This is a genomic window from Actinomadura sp. WMMB 499 (assembly GCF_008824145.1).
Lineage (GTDB): Bacteria > Actinomycetota > Actinomycetes > Streptosporangiales > Streptosporangiaceae > Spirillospora.
Genome location: NZ_CP044407.1, coordinates 6,373,190 through 6,390,290, shown reverse-complemented (window position 1 = coordinate 6,390,290; position 17,101 = coordinate 6,373,190). Strand labels below are relative to the sequence as shown.

The window sequence follows — 17,101 nt, the reverse complement described above, 5'->3', positions numbered from 1 at the left end:
CGCGGCTTCTCGGTGGGCGGGAGTGGGCGGTCCGGTCCTTGCGGCGAGCGGTTACTCTACCAAACAGTTGTTAGAAAGAAGGGAGGCGATCATGGTGGTCGAGTACGCGCTGCGGGGGGACGTCGCGGTGGTGACGATGAACCGGCCGGAGTACCGCAACGCGCAGAACTCCGCGATGACCTACGCGCTGGACGAGGCGTTCTACCGGGCGGCCGAGGACGACGGCGTCAGGGTGATCGTGCTCGCCGGGGCGGGGCCGCACTTCTCGGCCGGGCACGACATCGGCACGCCGGGCCGGGACGCCGACCGGAGCTTCCCGCGCCGGGCGGGGCTGTGGTGGGACCACGTCGGCAAGTCCGGGGCGGAGAGCCGGTTCGCCCGGGAGTCGGAGGTCTACCTCGGGATGTGCCGCCGCTGGCGGGAGATCCCCAAGCCGATGATCGCGTCGGTGCAGGGCGCGTGCGTGGCGGGCGGGCTGATGCTGGCGTGGGTGTGCGACCTGATCGTCGCCTCCGACGACGCCTTCTTCGCCGACCCCGTGGTGCGGATGGGCATTCCGGGCGTGGAGTACTTCGCGCACCCGTGGGTGATGCCGCCGCGCATCGCGAAGGAGTTCCTCTACACGGGCGAACGCATGTCCGCGGCGCGCGCACACGAGCTGGGCTGGGTCAACCGGGTGGTGGCGCGCGAGTCGCTGGAGGACGAGACGTTCGCGCTGGCCGACCGGATCGCGGGCATGCCGAGGATGGGGCTCGCGCTGACGAAGAAGGCCGTCAACCAGGCCGAGGACCTGCAGGGCATGCAGTCCGGGATGGACTCGGTGTTCGGCCTCCACCACCTCGCGCACGCGCACAACGCGGAGACCGGCGCGGACTCCCTGGCCGGGCAGGACGCCAGGAGCATGAAGGCGGCTTCCCGGGGGGCTTCGAATGGATCTTGAGTTCGGGACGGCGGACGAGGAGTTCCGCGCGGAGGTGCGGGCGTGGCTGGCGGAGCACGTGCCCGCCGAGCCGCTGCCGTCGCTGGAGACCGAGGAGGGCTTCGCCCGGCACCGGGAGTGGGAGCGGGCGCTCGGCGCCGACCGGCTGTCGGTGGTGTCGTGGCCGGAGGAGTACGGCGGCCGGGGCGTGTCCGTCCTGCAGTGGCTCGTGTTCGAGGAGGAGTACTACGCGGCGGGCGCGCCCGGACGGGTGAGCCAGAACGGCATCAACCTGCTGGCGCCGACGCTCCTGAAGCACGGGACGCCCGAGCAGCTCGCGCGCGTCCTGCCGCCCATGGCCGCCGGCGAGGTGATCTGGGCGCAGGCGTGGTCGGAGCCGGGCGCGGGCAGCGACCTGGCCGCGCTGCGGGCCACGGCGACCCGGACGGACGGCGGGTGGCTGCTGAACGGGCAGAAGACGTGGAGTTCGCGGGCCGCGTTCGCCGACCGCGGGTTCGGGCTGTTCCGCTCCGACCCCGAGAGCGAGCGGCACCGGGGCCTGACGTACCTGATGTTCCCGCTGGACGCCGACGGCGTCACGGTGCGGCCGATCGGGCGGCTCGACGGCAAGCCCGCGTTCGCCGAGCTGTTCCTCGACGGGGTGTTCGTCCCGGACGCCGACGTCATCGGCGAGCCCGGAAAGGGCTGGAGCGTCGCGATGAGCACGGCGGGCAACGAGCGCGGGCTGACGCTGCGCTCCCCCGGCCGGTTCACCGCCGCCACCGAGCGGCTCGTGGAGCTGTGGAAGGAGCGGGCCGACCCGGCGGACACGGCGCTGCGCGACCGGGTCGCCGACGCGTGGATCCGGTCGCGCGCGTACCGGCTGAAGGGCTTCGAGACCGTCTCCCGCGACGACGACATCGGCGCCGAGTCCAGCCTGAACAAGGTCTTCTGGTCGGAGCTGGACGTCGCGCTGCACGAGACCGCGCTGGACCTGCTCGGCGCGGACGGCGAGCTGGAGTCGGAGTGGCTGGAGAACTACGTGTTCTCGCTCGCCGGCCCCATCTACGCGGGCACCAACGAGATCCAGCGGAACGTGATCGCCGAGCGGCTGCTCGGCCTGCCGAGGGGGGCACGGTGAAGTTCGTCCTGTCGCAGGAGCAGCGGATGTTCGCCGGGACGCTGCGGCGGCTGCTCGCCGAGGCCGGCACCGCGAAGATCGTCCGGGCGTGGGCGGCCGGGGACCACGCGCCGGGACGCGGGCTGTGGTCGGCGCTCGCCGAGGCGGGCCTGTTCGCGGTGGCCGTGCCGGAGGAGCACGGCGGGGCCGGCTTCCTGCCGGTCGAGCTGGTCGCGGCGATGGAGGAGGTCGGGCGCGCGGCGGCGCCCGGCCCGTACGTGGAGACGCTGGCGGCGGCGGAGCTGCTGGGCCGGGCGGGCGACACGGTGTGGCTGCCCCGGATCGCCGCGGGCGACGCGCTCGTGTCGATCGGCGTCCCGCACGCGCTGGACGCCGATGCGGCCGACCTCGTCCTGGCTCCGGGCGGGACGGAGCGCGCGTCCTCCGGCGGGCCGCTGACCTCGCTCGACCCGGCGCGGCGGCTGTTCCGCGTCGAGGCCGGCGACGAGCACGGGACGCCCGAGTTCGGGGTGCTGATGTGCGCGGCGCAGCAGCTCGGGCTCGGCCGGGCACTGCTGGACGTGACGGTCGAGTACGCGCGGACGCGGCAGCAGTTCGGGCGCCCGATCGGCGAGTACCAGGCGGTCAAGCACCATCTGGCGGGCGCGATGGTCGAGCTGGAGTTCGCGCGGCCGCTGCTGTACGGGGCGGCGCTGGCGTACGGGACGCCGGAGTTCGGGCGGGACGTCGCGGCGGCGAAGGTCGCCGCGTCCGACGCGTCCTACGGCGCGGCGAAGATCGCCCTGCAGGTGCACGGCGCGATCGGCTACACCGACGAGTACGACCCGTCGCTGTGGATCCGCAAGGCGCGGGCGCTGCACTCCGCGTGGGGCACCCCGGCCGAGCACCGGGCCCGCGTCGCCGCGTCGCTGTAGCCGTCCCGGCTCAGCGGGGCAGGCTCGCGCGGTGGACCTTGCCGGACGCGGTCTTCGGGAGGTCGTCGAGGAAGACGACCTCCCGGGGGACCTTGAAGTTCGCCAGCCGCTCCTTGCAGTGCGCGATCAGGTCGTCGGCGGTGACGGACGCGCCGGGACGGGGGCGCACGTAGGCGCGGGCGACCTCGCCGAGCCGCGCGTCCGGGATCCCGATGACGCCGGACTCGGCGACCGCGTCGTGGCGGGCGAGGACGTTCTCGATCTCGGCCGGGTACACGTTGAAGCCGCCGACCGTGAACATCTCCTTCGTCCGGCCGGTGATGCGCAGGTTGCCGCGCTCGTCGAGCCGTCCCCGGTCGCCGGTGTCGAGCCAGCCGCCGCGCAGCGCCGCCGCGGTCGCCTCCGGGTCGTCGAGGTAGCCGCTCATCACGTTGTAGCCGCGCACGAGCACCGCGCCGTCCTCGCCCGCCGGGACGGGCTCGCCCGCGCCGTCGGCGACGACGACCTCGACGTCGTCGATGGCCCGGCCGCAGGTGGTCGCGATCGTCTCGTCGTCGTCGTCGACCGAGCAGGCGGTGACCGTGCCGGACGACTCGGTGAGCCCGTAGGCGGTGACGACCTGCGGGAACAGCTCGGTCCGGATGCGGCGGACGAGCGCGACGGGGACGTCCGCGGCGCCCGTCACGGCGAGGCGCAGCGACGACAGGTCGCGGTCCTCGCGGCCGGGGGCGTCCAGGAGCGTCGTGTAGATCGTGGGCGGGCCGGGCAGGACGGTGATCCGCTCGCGCTCGATCAGTTCCAGCGTCTCCGCGGCCTCGAAGACCCGCTGGAGCACCATCGTGGCGCCCTTGAGCACGCACGCGAGCACGCCCGCCTTGTACCCGAACGTGTGGAACATCGGGTTGACGATGAGGTACCGGTCGCCCGCGCCGACGCCCGTCCGCTGCGCCCAGGCCCGGTAGGTCCGGATGTTCTGCTCGTGCGTGCACAGCACGCCCTTCGGCCGCCCGGTGGTGCCGGACGTGAAGAGGATGTCGGCGATGTCGCCGGGCGCGACGGCGGCGGCCCGCGCGTCCGCGTCGGCCGCCGGGACGGCCGCGCCCGCGCCGAGGAACGCGTCCCACGACGTCACGCCGGGCCGCTCCGGGCCGTTGAACGTGACGATGCCCCGCAGGTCGGGCAGCCCGGGGACGGCGCCCGACGCGTCCTGCCCGAGCAGGCCCGGGTAGTCGATGCCGAGGAAGCCGTCCTCGACGAACAGCAGCTTCACGCGGGCCTTCTCGAGCGGCCAGCGCGCCTCGTCGCCCTTGTAGCGGCTGTTGAGCGGGACGAGTGCCGCGCCCGCCGACACCGCGCCCAGTGCCGTCACGATCCACTGCAGCCCGTTCGGCGCCCAGATCGAGACGCGGTCGCCCGGCCGGGCGCCGGCGGCGGCGAACCCGCGCGCCGCCGCCCGCACCCGATCGCGCAGCTCGGCGTAGGTGACGCGGGCGGCCCCGTCGACGACGGCCTCCGCGTCGGGGGACGTCGCCGCGGCCCGGGCCAGCACCCCGGGAATCGTCAACTCGCTCATGACCGTCCATGGTCGCCCCGCCGCGCGCCCGGCGGTACCGGGCCGTCCCGCTCAGCGGTACCGGGCGAGCCGCTCCCGGAACCAGTGGTAGGACGCCTTGGGCGTGCGGGTCCCCGTGGCGAAGTCGACGTGCACGAGCCCGAAGCGCTGGTCGTAGCCCTCGGCCCACTCGAAGTTGTCGAGCAGCGACCACACGAAGTAGCCGCGGACGTCCACGCCGTCGTCCATCGCGCGGTGCAGGGCGCGCAGGTGGCCGTCCAGGTAGTCGATGCGGTCCTGGTCGCGGCGGCCGGGGTCGTCGTCGGGCGCCGAGCAGCCGTTCTCGGTGACGAGGATCGGCGGGAGCGCGTCCCCGTAGGCGTCGCGGAGGCCGGTCAGCAGCTCGTGCAGCCCGTCCGGGACGACCGGCCAGCCGAACCCGGTGAGCGGGTGCCCGTCGATCGGGACGTCCTCGAACGGCAGCCCGGCGCCCTCGATGTGCGCGCCGGCCTCGCTGAGCACCGACCCGCCCCCCTCCGGGGCGGCGGGCGTCCCGTGGGGGGCGCGGACGCGGGTCGGGCTGTAGTAGTTGACGCCGAGGCGGTCGATGGGCGCGGCGATCGCGGCGAGGTCGCCGTCGCGGACGAACGGCAGCCCGTCCGCCGCGACGCCGTAGGCGCTCATGTCGGGCAGGCGGCCGAGCAGGACGGGGTCGGTGAACAGCCGGTTCTGCAGGACGTCGAACGCGGCCGCGGCGGCCCGGTCCTCGGGCGCGCCGCTCGCGGCCCACACCGGGCTGTAGTTGTTCGTCAGGCCGACGGGCGCCGCCGAGCGCTCCCGCAGGACCGGGACCGCGAGCCCGTGGGCCAGCAGCATGTGGTGGGCCGCGGGCAGGGCGTCCAGGAGGAGGGCCTCGCCGGGCGCGTGCGTCCCGATGCCGTACCCCTCGGTCATGTGCACGAACGGCTCGTTCAGCGTGAGCCAGGCGGTGACGCGGTCGCCGAGCCGGTCCGCGACGATCGCCGCGTACTCGGCGAGGCGGTGCGCGGTGTCGCGGTTCATCCAACCGCCGTCGTCCTGCAGCGCCTGCGGCAGGTCCCAGTGGTAGAGGGTGACGACGGGCGCGATGCCCCGCTCGGCGAGGGCGTCGACGAGCCGGTCGTAGAAGTCGAGCCCCTTCGCGTTGGCGGGGCCGCGCCCGTCCGGCTGGATCCGCGGCCAGGCCACCGAGAACCGGTAGGCGCCGACGCCGAGGTCCGCCATCAGCGCGACGTCCTCCGGCCACCGGTGGTAGTGGTCGCAGGCGACGTCGCCGGTGTCGCCGTTCTTCACCCGTCCGGGCTCGGCGGTGAAGGCGTCCCAGATGCTCGGGCCGCGGCCGTCCGCGGCCACCGCGCCCTCGATCTGGTAGGCCGCCGTGGCCGTCCCCCACAGGAACCCCGCGGGCACCTCGTCCATGGAACCCTCCCCGCCTGACGTGACCGGGCGACCCATTAAACATGAACAAATGTCACGTTCGCCAGAACCCGGGACGTGAGCCTCATTCACTTTTCCTCGATCCGGTGGTTCACTCCGGAAAAGGAACCGTGGACCACTCCCCGGCCGAGGTGCCCCATGCCCGTCCTCCGCCAGCCCCGTCGCCCCGCCCTCCGCCACGCCGCCGTCCCGCTCGTCCTCGCCCTCCTCGCCGCCTGCCTGTCGGCCCCCGCCCGCGCCGCGTCCCGTCCGGCGGAGGTGCGCGGCTACCTCGACGCGCACAGCCACCTCATGTCGTACGAGGCGTTCGGCGGGAGGCTGATGTGCGGGAAGCCGTTCGACCCGGACGGCATCGCCGCGGCCCTGCGCGACTGCCCCGACCACCGCCCGAACGGCGCCTTCGCCTGGTTCGAGAACCTCACCCGGCACGGCACCCCGGTCGGCACCCACGACCCGGCCGGCTGGCCGTCCTTCCCGGACTGGCCCGCCTGGGACTCCCGCACCCACCAGCAGGCGCACCACACCTGGCTGGAGCGCTCCTGGCGCGGCGGCCAGCGCGTCCTGGTGAACCAGCTCGTCGCGAACCGGCAGCTGTGCGAGGTCTATCCGCTCAAGCGCAACGCGTGCGACGAGATGGACGTCATCCGCCTGCAGGCACGGCGGACGCGCGAGATGGAGTCCTACATCGACGAGCGGAGCGGCGGCCCCGGCGAGGGCTGGTTCCGGATCGTCACCGGCCCCGCCGAGGCCCGCCGGGTGATCGAGGCCGGCAAGCTCGCGGTCGTCCTCGGCGTCGAGACGTCCGAGCCGTTCGGCTGCCGCACGATCGGCGGGGAGCCGCAGTGCACCCGCGCCGACATCGACCGCGGGCTCGACGAGATGCGCGACCTCGGCGTCTCGTCCATGTTCCTGTGCCACAAGTTCGACAACGCGCTCTGCGGCGTCCGGTTCGACGGCGGCGCCACGGGCGTCGCCGTCAACGCGGGCAACTTCCTCGGCACCGGACGATTCTGGCAGGCCGAGACGTGCACCGGCCCCGCCCACGACAACACGATCACGGGCCCGCTGTATCCGAGCCCGCCGCACTGCAACGTCCGCGGCCTCACCGACCTCGGCGCGCACATGGTCCAGGGCATGATCGACCGCGGCATGATCGTCGAGATCGACCACATGAGCGTCAAGGCCGCCGACCGCACCCTCGACCTGCTCGAAGCGGCGCGCCATCCGGGCGTCGTGTCGTCCCACAGCTGGACGGACGAGAGCTACGTGCGCCGCGTCTACCGGCTCGGCGGTCTCGTCACCGGGTACGGCTCCCCGGCGGACGGCTTCGTGGCCGAATGGGCGCGCAACAAGCGTTCCCGCGACCCCCGGCGCCTCTTCGGCTACGGCTACGGCCTCGACGCCAACGGCATGGGCCCGCTGCCCCGCCCCCGCGAGAACGCCGCGGCGACCCCCCTCGAGTACCCGTTCACGTCACCGTTCGACCCGTCGGTGAAGCTCGACCGCCTCCGCACCGGCACCCGCACCTGGGACCTCAACACCGAGGGCGTCGCGAACTACGGCCTCGTCCCCGACTGGCTCACCGACGTCGGCAACGTCGGCGGCCGGGAGATCGTCGACGACCTCGCCCGCGGCGCCGAGGCCTACCTGCGCATGTGGACCCGCGCGGAAGGGGCCGGCACGTAGGGGCGGCGGGATTAGGTGAGGGGGACGGTCGCCTGGAGGACGGCCTCGCTGAGCGCCTCGGAGCGGAAGTGCGCGACGGCCTGGAAGTCGGGGTCGGCGACCATCCGCGCGAACACCTCGCGGGACGGGTACCGCACGAGCAGGACGGCGTCCCACGCCTGGCCGTCCTCGGCGACGAGCGCCGTCGAGCCCTTGCCGTAGTAGAGTACCTCGGAGTCGTACCGTCCGAGGATCAGCTCGCCGACCGTCTTGGAGTAGCGCGCGTAGCTCTTCTCGCCGCCCTCGCGGAACCGCAGCAGGTTCAGCATCACCACCGGACCGCCGGGGTCCTCCGCGAGGAAACGCTTCAGTCCGTCGCCGCTCGGATCGACCGCCATGTCACCCTCCCTTCCCGAATGGGATTCTGACCCTAGTGGCCTCCGGGCTCGTGCACACGGACCCGAGGCGTCCGTTGGACGGGCGCACCGGCGGCGCACCGGCGGACGGTGCGCCCGGCACAAGCGCGACAGCACCGGACCGCAAACGCGAACACAAAGGGCGGCCAATCGACTACATTGAGTAGTGGACGGGAGTTCGCCCGTTCAGCCCCGCTCGCCTGGAAGGGTGCCCCCGCATGCGCAAGATCATCCTGCTGCTCGCCACGACCGGCGCCGCCGCCTGCGCGCTACTCGCCGCCGCGCCGCCGGCCGCCGCCGATCCCGTGCCCGCCGCGCTCGCCTCCGAGCTCGCCGCCGATTCCGAGTCCGAGCCCGAGCCCACGACGTCGATCGAGTACGGCGCACCGGACGGCACCGGCAACGGCGGCCTCGTCGACTTCGACGACGAGGTCGTCGACGCGTCCGACCTCGGCAAGATCATCCTCGTGCTGAACTGACCGGCGCCCACAACCGCCCGTTGTCGCCCGGCCCGCATCGGTTGTTCGCCCGCCGCCTCCCGCCCTGCTTGGATCTCGCTGGTGCGAGGACGGACGGGGGCGGGCATGGACGATCGGTCCGCCGGGCGCGGCTTCGGCCGGTTCTGGGCCGCGTACGCCGCGAGCGTCTTCGGGACGTGCCTGGCGTTCGACGCGTTCGGCCTGATCGCGATCCTCGTGCTGCACGCCGGGCCGACCGAGGTCTCGATGCTCGCCGCCGCCGGGGCGGCCGTGGGCGCGGTGGCCGCGGTGCCGCTGGGCCCGTGGGTGGAGCACCGCCGCAGGCGTCCGGTGCTGGTCGCGACGAACCTCGTCCGGGCGGCGGCGCTGCTGAGCGTCCCGGCCGCGTTCGCGCTCGGGCGGCTCACGTTCGTCCAGCTCGTGGCCGTCGCGGTCGTCACCGGGGCGGCCGACGTCGCGTTCCGCGCGGCGAGCGGCGCCTACCTGAAGGCCCTCGTCCCGCCCGGCGCGCTGCTCGTGGCGAACGGGCGGCTGGAGTCGACGACCTGGGTCGCCACCGCGCTCGGACCGCCGCTCGGCACCGCCGCGATCGGGGTGTTCGGCCCGGTCACGACCGTGCTGGCGAACGCGGCCGGCCACCTGCTGTCGGCGGCCGGGATCGGCGCGATCGGCGGGCGGGAGCCGCGCCCCGCCCGCCCGGACGCGGCGGCGCCGCGGCTCTCCGGCCTGCTCGAAGGGTGGCGCCACCTGCTGAACCACCCGGAGCTGCGGCCGCTGTTCCTCAACACGGTGCTCGTCAACGGGCTGATCATGGCGGTGGCGCCGCTGCTCGCCGTCCTGATGATCGGCGATCTCGGCTTCGCTCCCTGGCAGTACGGCCTGGTGTTCGCGCTGCCCTGCGTCGGCGGGCTGATCGGCTCCCGGCTCGCCCCCGGGCTCGTCGCCCGGTTCGGGCGGCACCGGGTCCTGCTCGTCTCCGGGACGCTGCGGGCCTGCTGGCTGCCCGGCCTGGCGTTCGTCCAGCCCGGCGCGCGCGGGCTCCTGCTGGTCATGGTCGTCGAACTCGGGATGATCATCTGCATCGGGGTGTTCAACCCCGTGTCGGCCACCCACCGGCTGGAGCGGACGGCGCCGGACCGGATCGTCCGGACGCTGGCGGCGTGGACGGTCAGCGGCAAGCTCGCGACCGCCGCGCTGACCGCGCTGTGGGGGCTGCTCGCCGGGCTCACCGGCCCCCGGACCGGGATCGCGCTCGCCGGACTCGCCGCCCTCGCCACGCCCTTCCTGCTCCCCCGCCGCGACCGGACGGACGCCGTGCCACCGGTCACACCGCGCCCGCGATGACCGCGGCGACGACCTTCCGGACGGCCGCGGGCTCCGGCGGCGCGCTCGTCCGGTCGGCGAACAGCAGGTGCCCGGCGCCGATCAGCGTGGGGGCGAGCGCGTCCACGTCCGCGCCGGCGGCGAGGCGGCCCAGGTCGCGCTCGGCGGCGAGGTAGCCGGCGATCATCGCGGTGGCCTCGGCCAGGAGCGGCACGCCGGCCGGACGGTCCCGGCGCAGCCGGGCCCGCAGCTCGTCCCGGGAGGTGACGAGGCCGACGATCGCGACGGCGACCGTCCCGAACAGGTCCGTCAGCGCGGCGGTGAGGTGACCGGCGACGGTGCCGGTCCCCGCCGCGTCGCGCAGCGCCGCGGCCTGCGCGTCGATCCCGGCGACGCGGTCCCGGACGAGCTCGGCGAGGAAGTCGTCGAAGTCGGCGAAGTGCCGGTGCAGGACGCCCTTGGCACAGCCGGCCTCCGTGGTGACGGCGCGGCTGGTCAGCGCGCTCGGCCCGTCCCTGAGCAGGACGCGCTCGGCCGCGTCGAACAGCTGCCGCCGCACGTCCCGGATGGCCACACCCGTCGGCACCGCCCACCCCCTTTCCGGTCCCCCGCATCTTGCCCGAGTGGGCACTTGCCCACTAAGGTGGGCACATGCCCACTCTACCGTCGGAGCCCCATCGGGCCCGCGAGATGGCCGAGTCGTTCGGTGCGGACGCCGAACGCTACGACCGGACCCGCCCCCGCTACCCGGACGCCATGGTCGCCGCGATCGTCGCCGCCTCCCCCGGCCCGGACCTCCTCGACGTCGGCTGCGGCACCGGCATCGAGGCCCGCCAGTTCGCCGCGTCCGGCCGCCGGGTCCTCGGCGTCGAACCGGACGCGCGGATGGCCGCGTACGCGCGCGGGCGCGATCTCGACGTCGAGGTGGCGACGTTCGAGGACTGGGACCCCGCCGGGCGGTCGTTCGACGCCGTCATCGCCGGGACGGCCTGGCACTGGGTGGACCCCCGCGCCGGCGCCGCCAAGGCGGCGCGGGTGCTCCGCCCCGGCGGACGGTTCGCGGCGTTCTGGAACGTGTTCGCACTGCCGCCCGAGGTGGCGAAGGCGACCGCCGAGGTCTGCCTCCGGGTCATGCCGGACTCGCCGATCGACTTCCACGCCGTCGCGAGGGGCGGCGTGGACGGCTACCGGCCGATCCTCGACAGGGCCGCCGACGGCATCCGCGCGACGGACGGCTTCGGCGACGTCGAGGAGTGGCGCTACGACTGGGAGCGCCCCTATACCCGCGACGAGTGGCTCGACCAGCTGCCCACCCAGGGGGCCTACACCCGCCTCCCGCCGGACGCGCTCGCGCGGGTGCTCGACGGCACCGGAGCCGCGATCGACGCGCTGGGCGGCGGCTTCACGATGCGCTACACCGCCGCCGTCGTCACCGCCGCACGCACCGCCGCATCCTGACGGCTTCCCCCGGGGCCCCGGTCGCGGGAGGCTGTCCGGCATGGACGGACGAGCCTCGGTGCGGGTGGGAGAGACGGTCACGGGCACGGTCGTGGAGACCGGCCGTCAGGTCAAGGTGCGGCTCGACGGGGACCTCGCTCCGGCTCCGGCGGAGATCGACAGCCTGGACATGTCCTGGACCCGGCGCGGGGAAGGGGCCTTCCGGGTCGGTCGGCGCATCACCGCCGAGGTGGTCTCCGTCAACGCGCGGGACGGGCGGATCGGGCTCTCGAGGGCCTCGGCCGAGCACCCGGAGCTGTGGGCGTTCCTGAAGGGGAAGCGGCGGGGCGACGTGCTCGGCGGCACGGTCGCGGACATCCGGAACTTCGGCGTGTTCGTGGCGCTGGACGAGGGCCCGCCGCACCCGGTCTATCCGGGCGTCGGCTTCGTGACGATCCCGGAGCTGTCGTGGCGGTGGTTCCGCTCGACGTCCGACGTCGTCCGGATCGGCGAGCACGTCGAGGGCGAGTTCCTCCAGTTCGATACGTGGAACGGCGAGGCCCGGCTGTCGCTGCGCGCCCTGCTGCCCGACCCGTTCCAGGCGTTCGCCGACGAGACCGGCACCGGGCAGCGGTTCGCGGGCCGGGTGGCGAAGGTCGTCCCGTTCGGTGTCTTCGTCGAGGTCGCGGACGGCATCGAGGGCCTGGTCCACAAGGACGAACCGGGCGCCGCCGCACTGGTCGGGACCGTCCGGGAGGGCGAGTCCCTCGCGGTCGTCGTGCGCGAGGTGGACCGCGTCCGGCGCCGCCTGCTCCTCGGGCTCGGCTGAGGCCCGTTACCTCGGAGGTAATCGAGGCGCGGAAGCCGAGGTGGCAGGGTCGGCGGCATGGAACGCGCACTGGAAGTGACGGCGGGCGGACGCGTGCTGTGGGGGACGCTCGCGCTGGCGGCGCCCGGCCTGAATCTGAAACTCGCGGGCATCGGCGACCGCGACACCCCCGAACTCAGGTACCTGATCCGGGTCTTCGGCAGCCGGGCGCTCGCCCTCGGCCTCGGCTACCTCATGAGCGACGAGCAGGCGCGCCGGCGGTGGCGGCGGTTGTGCCTCGTGGTGGACGTCTGCGACACCGCGGCCGGTGCCGTTCACGTCGTCCGCGGGGACGTGCCACGCGCGACCGCGGCGGGACTGGCGGCCATCACCGGCGCATACGCGGCGACGGGCGTGCTGGCGCTGCGGGCGGAGAAGCGCGCGCCCTGACGCCGCGTCACCGAGTCGCAATTCGCGCGCCGTTGCGCGTCCACCTCATCGCCCTGGGTGATACCGAACGGGCCGCTACCGTCGGCGGGAAACGTCGGGGGTGGTGGAATGGCCGAGGGCAGTATCAGATGGTTCAACAGCGAGCGCGGCTACGGTTTCATCGTGCCCGACGACGGCGGACCGGACGTGCGCGTCCGGTCCGGCAACGTCCGGCCGGGCGGCGGCGACCTGGAGGACGGTGAGCGCGTCGCGTTCGCCGTCGCGGACGGCGAGGCGGTCGAGGTCGTCCCGCTCGCCGCGCGGGCGCGGACGCCGTCGCGGGCCGTCCGGCTGGCGGTCGGCGCGCTCGTGGTGCTCACGCTGGTCTGCGCGGTGACGTTCGTCGTGCTGCTGGTCCAGGGCAGCGACCTGGCGGCGCTGTTCCTGGTCACCGTCGTCGGGGTGGCGTTCGCGCTCGGGCGGCTGGACATCGTCTGAGCGGCGGCCGCGGGTCGTCCGCGCGGCACCTCTAGGTTCGTCGCATGGAGCTTCAGCAGATGCGCTACGTCGTCGCCGTCGCGGAGACGGGCAGCTTCACCCGGGCGGCCGAACGGTGCCTGGTCGTCCAGTCCGCCCTGAGCCACCAGGTCGCGCGGCTCGAACGGGAACTCGGCGCGCGGCTGTTCGAGCGCACGAGCCGCCGGGTGCGGCTGACCCCGGCGGGCGAGGCGTTCCTCCCGGCCGCCCGCCAGTGCCTGGACGCCGCCGAGCGCGCGGCGGCCGAGGTCGCCGCGGCGGTCGGCGAGATCCGCGGACGGCTGGCGGTGGGGCTGATCCCGACCGTCGCGGCGGTCGACGTCCCGGCCGCGCTGCGCGACTTCCGCGGGCGGTACCCGCACGTGCGCGTCAGCCTGCGGGTCGGCGCGAGCGAGGAACTCGCCGAGCAGGTCGGGCAGGGCGCCCTGGACGTCGCGTTCCTCGGGCTCCCGACCACGGCGCGGCCGCACGGCGTCGCCGTCCACGAACTCGCCCGCGGCCGCCTCGTCGCCGTGGTCGCGCCCGACCATCCGCTCGCGGGCGAACCGTCGGTCGACCTCCGCCGCCTCGCGTCCGAGGTGTTCGTGGACCTGCCCGCCGGGACGGCCGGACGCGCGCAGTCCGATCTGGCCTTCGCCGCCGCGGGCCTCGACCGCGACGTCGCCTTCGAGGTGACCAGCGCCGAGTTCATCGACCGGCTCGTCGGCGAGAACCTCGGCGTGGCGATGCTCCCGGCCGGGTACGCGCCCCGGCTCACCGGCGTGACCACCATCGAGATCACCGACGCGCCCGCCCGCGTCGAGTACGCCGTGTGGAGCCGGTCCGGCCGCACCCCGGCGACGTCCGCCTTCCTCGCCGTCTGCGGCATCACCCCCGACGACGGCCCGTGACGGCTCAGCCGAAGGCGGCGGCGAAACGGTCGCGCAGGTCGTCGAGGCGCTCGGTGGGCTCGTTGGCGAACACCAGGCGCAGGTACCGGTCGCCGCTCGGTCCCCACCCGGTCATCGGCGTCGCCGCGACGCGGCCCCGCCGGAACAGCCGCTCGGACGCCGTCGCGGGCGCCAGGCCGAGCGCGGCGGTGTCCACGAGCAGCGACCAGCCGCCGTGCGGGCGGACGCACGGGTAGTCCGCGAGCCGGTCGAGGACGGTCTCGCACCGCGCGCGCCACACGCCGGTGGCGGCGGCGACGTCGGCGTCGCCGTCCGGGTCGGCGAGGGCGGCGGCGACGGCGCGCTGCGCGATGCCGACCTGGCACACGACGTTGGCCATGCCGACCAGCGCGATGTCGGCCATGATCGGTGCCGGGCCGGTGACCCAGCCGACCCGCCAGCCGATGAGGCGCAGCTCCTTGGACGCCGACCCCACGGTGATGGTGCGGGCGGCGAGGCCGGGGTGCGCGGCCGGATGGTCCGGCGCCCGGCCGTCGAAGCGGATCCGCTCCATCGCCGCGTCGTACAGCACCCAGCAGCCGTGCGTCTCCACCGCCGGGGCGAGCGCGTCCCAGTGCGTCCGGTCCAGGACCTCTCCGGCGGGCATGGCCGGGGACATCACCAGGACGGCCGCCGTCCGGGGGCCGACGGCGGCCGCCAGCTCCCCCGGGTCGACGCGCCAGCCGCCGGGGCCGGGCGCGCACCGCACGTGCCGGGGGACGCCGCCCGCCAGCCGGATCCGGTTGACCAGCCCCGCGTAGACGGGATCGCAGACGACGACCTCCGCGCCGGGTTCGACCGTCGCGAGCAGCACGTTGAGGACGCCGTTGAGGCCGCCCGCCACGCTCACGCACTCGGTGGCCGGGTCGTAGGCGCGCCCGGCGAGCCGCCCGACGTGCGCGGCCGCCGCCTCCCGCAGGGACAGGTGCCCCTGGAACGGCAGGTAGCTGTTGGCGGCGTCGTCGTCGACCGCCGCGCGCGTGACGTCCAGCGCGATCCGCGGCGGGCGGACGTCGGTGTCCAGGTTCTCCAGCCGGAGCAGTTCGGGGTCGGCGGCGGCGTCGGCCGCGTCCCCCACCTCGTCCACACCGATCCCCGGGATGTGGCGCAGCCGCGACACGCTCATGCCGAACCCTCCTTCGTTCCGTAAACAGAACGCGTTCCGTATGTGGAACACTAGGTCGGCGTCGCGCGATCGGTCAATCGGCGGGAGGGGCATGGAACCGGCTCGGCAGGTGGGGCGGCGGCTGCGGGACCTGCGCACCGGGCGGGGGATGTCGCTGTCGGAGCTGGCCCGGCGCTCCGGGGTCGGCAAGGGGACGCTGTCGGAGCTGGAGGCCGGGCGCCGCAACCCCACGCTGGAGACCCTGTACGCGCTCACGTCCGCGCTCGGCGTCCCGCTCAGCTCCGTCCTCAGCGTGCCGATGGACGCCCCGATCAGCGGGGACGCGGTCGAGGCCGTCCTGACCGAGCGGTTCGCGGACGGCACGGCGGTCAGCGAGGTGTACCGGATCCGGATCCGCGCCGGGGCGGTGCAGGAATCGGCCGCGCACGCCCCGGGCACCGCCGAGCACATCGTGGTGCTGGCCGGCACGGCCCGGGTCGGGACGGCCGCCGAGCCCCGGACGGTCGGGCCGGGCGGGCACGCGCGGTGGCCCGCCGACGTCCCGCACCTGTACGCGGCGCCGTCCGGGGACGTCGAGGCGATCCTGGTCGTGCGCCACCCGGGCGGGGACGTGACCTGCTGGGAACCGACCTATCCGAGCACCGGGTAGTTCGCACGGAACACCTGGTGCGGGTCACGGGCCCGCTTGATCTCCCGCAGCCGCGCGAGCGCGCCGCCGGAGAAGGACTTCGCCGCCGTGTCGCCGGGGGACAGCACGGTGTACGGCTTGCGGCCGCTGATGTAGGCCTCCAGGTCGGCCACGACCTCGGCCTGCTTGGCGCGCGTCGCGTCGGCCGCGTGCGGCAGACCGAGGCCCACCAGGCCGAGCAGGTACGGCTCAGCCAGCGCGCCGCTCGCACCGGCCCCGCCGCCCGGCTCGGCGAGCGCCCCGCCCAGGTGCCTGATCTGCACGTTGATGAGCGGTTCGATCGGCTTGGCGAGCAGGAGCTCCCCCGCGTCCGCGTCCAGGCCGGTGAGCAGCTCCGCATGAGCGATGGACGGGGCCGGATCGGTGGGCTCGGCGGCGATGTCCCCCAGGTCGGCGACCGGGACGACGCCGCGGCTGTCGGAGATCGCGCCCTCGATCTTGTCGATGCGCGCCAGCAGGTCCTCCGCCTGAGCCGCCTCACCCAGGTAGGCCAGGTCCAGCGTCACCATCGGCGGCGCGCCGGGTGGCTGGAGCCGGTTGATCCAGACACTGAGTTCACGCGGCGCCTCGGCGGTGATCTCCAAGAACGCGTCGTACACCTCGCCGGCCCGGTGCTCCGGCCAGATCACGCGCCCGCCGTACAGGACCGGCGCGGGATACAGTTCGAGTTCGAGGGCGGTCACCACCGCGAAGTCCCCGCCACCGCCGCGCAGCGCCCAGAACAGCTCGGGATCGGACTCGGCGGTCACCCGGCCCGGCTCGCCATCGGCGTCCACGATGTCGATGGCCCGCACGCTGCCGGAGGCGAAGCCGTACTTGCGGCTGAACCAGCCGACCCCACCGCCCAGGGTGTAGCCGGTCACGCTGACCCCCGGCGCGCTGCCGGCCAGGCCGGTCAGCCCCAGCGGACCGGCCGCGGCCAGCACCTGCCCCCACTTCACGCCCGCGCCCACCCGGACCACGCGCTCCTTCGCGCGTACCTCCACCTCGTTCAGCAGGCCGGTACGCAACAGGATCAGGCCTTCCACATCACCGGAGGCGCCATGCCCGCTCGGCTGCGCGGTCACCGTCATACCCGCCCGCCGCGCGTAACGCACGAGCGCCGCCACGTCATCGGTATCCGCGGCCTCCGCCACGGCCGCCACCGGCTGCCTGACGGTCAGATTCCACGCGGTGGCCGCCCGCTCGAAGCCGTCGTCACCGGGCAGGAGCACACGCCCCTTCAGTACACCGCGCAGATCGTTGATCGTCATCGTCGTCTC

The 17,101-nt window shown here is 74.6% G+C and carries 18 protein-coding genes; 12 read left to right on the top strand and 6 right to left on the bottom strand.

The annotated features are described in order from the left end of the window. The first annotated feature begins 91 nt into the window (after positions 1 to 91). From F7P10_RS29050 to F7P10_RS29040, 3 genes are read left to right on the top strand one after another with little or no spacing between them, the layout of a single operon-like run. The gene (locus F7P10_RS29050) at positions 92 to 940 is read left to right on the top strand and encodes an enoyl-CoA hydratase (RefSeq protein ID WP_151014071.1); all 849 of its coding nucleotides are present in this window, start codon (positions 92 to 94) and stop codon (positions 938 to 940) included. After that, the gene (locus F7P10_RS29045) at positions 930 to 2,060 is read left to right on the top strand and encodes an acyl-CoA dehydrogenase family protein (protein WP_151014069.1); all 1,131 of its coding nucleotides are present in this window, start codon (positions 930 to 932) and stop codon (positions 2,058 to 2,060) included. Before F7P10_RS29050 ends, F7P10_RS29045 begins: the two co-directional genes overlap by 11 nt. After that, positions 2,057 to 2,974: an acyl-CoA dehydrogenase family protein gene (locus F7P10_RS29040; RefSeq protein WP_151014068.1), complete on the top strand. Its 918-nt coding sequence runs from the start codon at positions 2,057 to 2,059 to the stop codon at positions 2,972 to 2,974. Before F7P10_RS29045 ends, F7P10_RS29040 begins: the two co-directional genes overlap by 4 nt. Positions 2,975 to 2,984: 10 nt before the next feature. Here F7P10_RS29040 and F7P10_RS29035 read toward each other — a convergent pair whose 3' ends face one another. Together F7P10_RS29035 and F7P10_RS29030 are read right to left on the bottom strand one after the other, a co-directional pair. After that, positions 2,985 to 4,547, bottom strand: a complete 1,563-nt coding sequence (locus F7P10_RS29035) for a FadD3 family acyl-CoA ligase (protein WP_151014066.1) — start codon at positions 4,545 to 4,547, stop codon at positions 2,985 to 2,987. A 51-nt stretch (positions 4,548 to 4,598) separates the two neighbouring features. Then, positions 4,599 to 5,984: a GH1 family beta-glucosidase gene (locus F7P10_RS29030; RefSeq protein WP_151014064.1), complete on the bottom strand. Its 1,386-nt coding sequence runs from the start codon at positions 5,982 to 5,984 to the stop codon at positions 4,599 to 4,601. A 156-nt stretch (positions 5,985 to 6,140) separates the two neighbouring features. On the opposite strand from F7P10_RS29030, the gene F7P10_RS29025 reads away from it, so the two are divergent. Beyond that, positions 6,141 to 7,688, top strand: a complete 1,548-nt coding sequence (locus tag F7P10_RS29025; protein WP_151014062.1) for a membrane dipeptidase — start codon at positions 6,141 to 6,143, stop codon at positions 7,686 to 7,688. A gap of 11 nt (positions 7,689 to 7,699) precedes the next feature. Here the strand turns inward: F7P10_RS29025 and F7P10_RS29020 are convergent, their stop codons facing one another. Next, on the bottom strand, positions 7,700 to 8,065 hold the full coding sequence (locus F7P10_RS29020; RefSeq protein WP_151014060.1) for a DUF1330 domain-containing protein: 366 nt from the start codon (positions 8,063 to 8,065) through the stop codon (positions 7,700 to 7,702). A 236-nt stretch (positions 8,066 to 8,301) separates the two neighbouring features. Between F7P10_RS29020 and F7P10_RS29015 the strand changes: the two genes are divergently transcribed. Both F7P10_RS29015 and F7P10_RS29010 read left to right on the top strand, forming a co-directional pair. Continuing rightward, positions 8,302 to 8,562, top strand: a complete 261-nt coding sequence (locus F7P10_RS29015; protein WP_151014058.1) for a hypothetical protein — start codon at positions 8,302 to 8,304, stop codon at positions 8,560 to 8,562. 105 nt (positions 8,563 to 8,667) lie between these two features. After that, positions 8,668 to 9,906, top strand: coding sequence for an MFS transporter (locus F7P10_RS29010; protein WP_151014056.1), 1,239 nt, complete (start codon positions 8,668 to 8,670; stop codon positions 9,904 to 9,906). Here the strand turns inward: F7P10_RS29010 and F7P10_RS29005 are convergent. Continuing rightward, positions 9,887 to 10,471, bottom strand: coding sequence for a TetR/AcrR family transcriptional regulator (locus F7P10_RS29005; protein WP_151014054.1), 585 nt, complete (start codon positions 10,469 to 10,471; stop codon positions 9,887 to 9,889). The genes F7P10_RS29010 and F7P10_RS29005 overlap by 20 nt on opposite strands. 65 nt (positions 10,472 to 10,536) lie before the next feature. On the opposite strand from F7P10_RS29005, the gene F7P10_RS29000 reads away from it, so the two are divergent. From F7P10_RS29000 to F7P10_RS28980, 5 genes are all read left to right on the top strand, one after another. Further along, a complete protein-coding gene (locus tag F7P10_RS29000) occupies positions 10,537 to 11,343 on the top strand; it encodes a class I SAM-dependent methyltransferase (RefSeq protein WP_151014053.1) in 807 nt (268 codons plus the stop codon). A 40-nt stretch (positions 11,344 to 11,383) separates the two neighbouring features. Next, entirely contained in the window at positions 11,384 to 12,151 is a 768-nt protein-coding gene (locus F7P10_RS28995) for a S1 RNA-binding domain-containing protein (RefSeq protein WP_151014051.1), read from the top strand. A gap of 57 nt (positions 12,152 to 12,208) precedes the next feature. After that, entirely contained in the window at positions 12,209 to 12,580 is a 372-nt protein-coding gene (locus F7P10_RS28990; RefSeq protein WP_151014049.1) for a hypothetical protein, read from the top strand. A gap of 108 nt (positions 12,581 to 12,688) precedes the next feature. Then, positions 12,689 to 13,057: a cold-shock protein gene (locus F7P10_RS28985; RefSeq protein ID WP_151014047.1), complete on the top strand. Its 369-nt coding sequence runs from the start codon at positions 12,689 to 12,691 to the stop codon at positions 13,055 to 13,057. 44 nt (positions 13,058 to 13,101) lie between these two features. Next, positions 13,102 to 13,986 (top strand): LysR family transcriptional regulator, encoded by an 885-nt coding sequence (locus F7P10_RS28980; protein ID WP_151014045.1) that lies wholly within the window; start codon positions 13,102 to 13,104, stop codon positions 13,984 to 13,986. Positions 13,987 to 13,990: 4 nt separating this feature from the next. On the opposite strand, the gene F7P10_RS28975 is transcribed toward F7P10_RS28980, so the two are convergent. Beyond that, positions 13,991 to 15,151, bottom strand: a complete 1,161-nt coding sequence (locus F7P10_RS28975; protein ID WP_151014043.1) for a pyridoxal phosphate-dependent aminotransferase — start codon at positions 15,149 to 15,151, stop codon at positions 13,991 to 13,993. 91 nt (positions 15,152 to 15,242) lie between these two features. On the opposite strand from F7P10_RS28975, the gene F7P10_RS28970 reads away from it, so the two are divergent. Then, positions 15,243 to 15,800, top strand: coding sequence for a helix-turn-helix domain-containing protein (locus F7P10_RS28970; RefSeq protein ID WP_151014041.1), 558 nt, complete (start codon positions 15,243 to 15,245; stop codon positions 15,798 to 15,800). On the opposite strand, the gene F7P10_RS28965 is transcribed toward F7P10_RS28970, so the two are convergent. Continuing rightward, on the bottom strand, positions 15,782 to 17,092 hold the full coding sequence (locus F7P10_RS28965; RefSeq protein WP_151014039.1) for an FAD-binding oxidoreductase: 1,311 nt from the start codon (positions 17,090 to 17,092) through the stop codon (positions 15,782 to 15,784). The genes F7P10_RS28970 and F7P10_RS28965 overlap by 19 nt on opposite strands. Positions 17,093 to 17,101: the final 9 nt, after the last annotated feature.

Excerpts from the sequence above, each read along its gene's own strand:
- F7P10_RS28965 (WP_151014039.1), bottom strand. The coding sequence starts at position 17,092 with ATGACGATCAACGATCTGCGCGGTGTACTGAAGGGGCGTGTGCTCCTG.
- F7P10_RS28975 (WP_151014043.1), bottom strand. The coding sequence starts at position 15,151 with ATGAGCGTGTCGCGGCTGCGCCACATCCCGGGGATCGGTGTGGACGAG.
- F7P10_RS28985 (WP_151014047.1), top strand. The coding sequence starts at position 12,689 with ATGGCCGAGGGCAGTATCAGATGGTTCAACAGCGAGCGCGGCTACGGT.
- F7P10_RS29035 (WP_151014066.1), bottom strand. The coding sequence starts at position 4,547 with ATGAGCGAGTTGACGATTCCCGGGGTGCTGGCCCGGGCCGCGGCGACG.
- F7P10_RS29030 (WP_151014064.1), bottom strand. The coding sequence starts at position 5,984 with ATGGACGAGGTGCCCGCGGGGTTCCTGTGGGGGACGGCCACGGCGGCC.
- F7P10_RS28970 (WP_151014041.1), top strand. The coding sequence starts at position 15,243 with ATGGAACCGGCTCGGCAGGTGGGGCGGCGGCTGCGGGACCTGCGCACC.
- F7P10_RS29010 (WP_151014056.1), top strand. The coding sequence starts at position 8,668 with ATGGACGATCGGTCCGCCGGGCGCGGCTTCGGCCGGTTCTGGGCCGCG.
- F7P10_RS28980 (WP_151014045.1), top strand. The coding sequence starts at position 13,102 with ATGGAGCTTCAGCAGATGCGCTACGTCGTCGCCGTCGCGGAGACGGGC.
- F7P10_RS29045 (WP_151014069.1), top strand. The coding sequence starts at position 930 with ATGGATCTTGAGTTCGGGACGGCGGACGAGGAGTTCCGCGCGGAGGTG.
- F7P10_RS28995 (WP_151014051.1), top strand. The coding sequence starts at position 11,384 with ATGGACGGACGAGCCTCGGTGCGGGTGGGAGAGACGGTCACGGGCACG.
- F7P10_RS29050 (WP_151014071.1), top strand. The coding sequence starts at position 92 with ATGGTGGTCGAGTACGCGCTGCGGGGGGACGTCGCGGTGGTGACGATG.
- F7P10_RS29000 (WP_151014053.1), top strand. The coding sequence starts at position 10,537 with ATGCCCACTCTACCGTCGGAGCCCCATCGGGCCCGCGAGATGGCCGAG.
- F7P10_RS29015 (WP_151014058.1), top strand. The coding sequence starts at position 8,302 with ATGCGCAAGATCATCCTGCTGCTCGCCACGACCGGCGCCGCCGCCTGC.
- F7P10_RS28990 (WP_151014049.1), top strand. The coding sequence starts at position 12,209 with ATGGAACGCGCACTGGAAGTGACGGCGGGCGGACGCGTGCTGTGGGGG.
- F7P10_RS29020 (WP_151014060.1), bottom strand. The coding sequence starts at position 8,065 with ATGGCGGTCGATCCGAGCGGCGACGGACTGAAGCGTTTCCTCGCGGAG.
- F7P10_RS29025 (WP_151014062.1), top strand. The coding sequence starts at position 6,141 with ATGCCCGTCCTCCGCCAGCCCCGTCGCCCCGCCCTCCGCCACGCCGCC.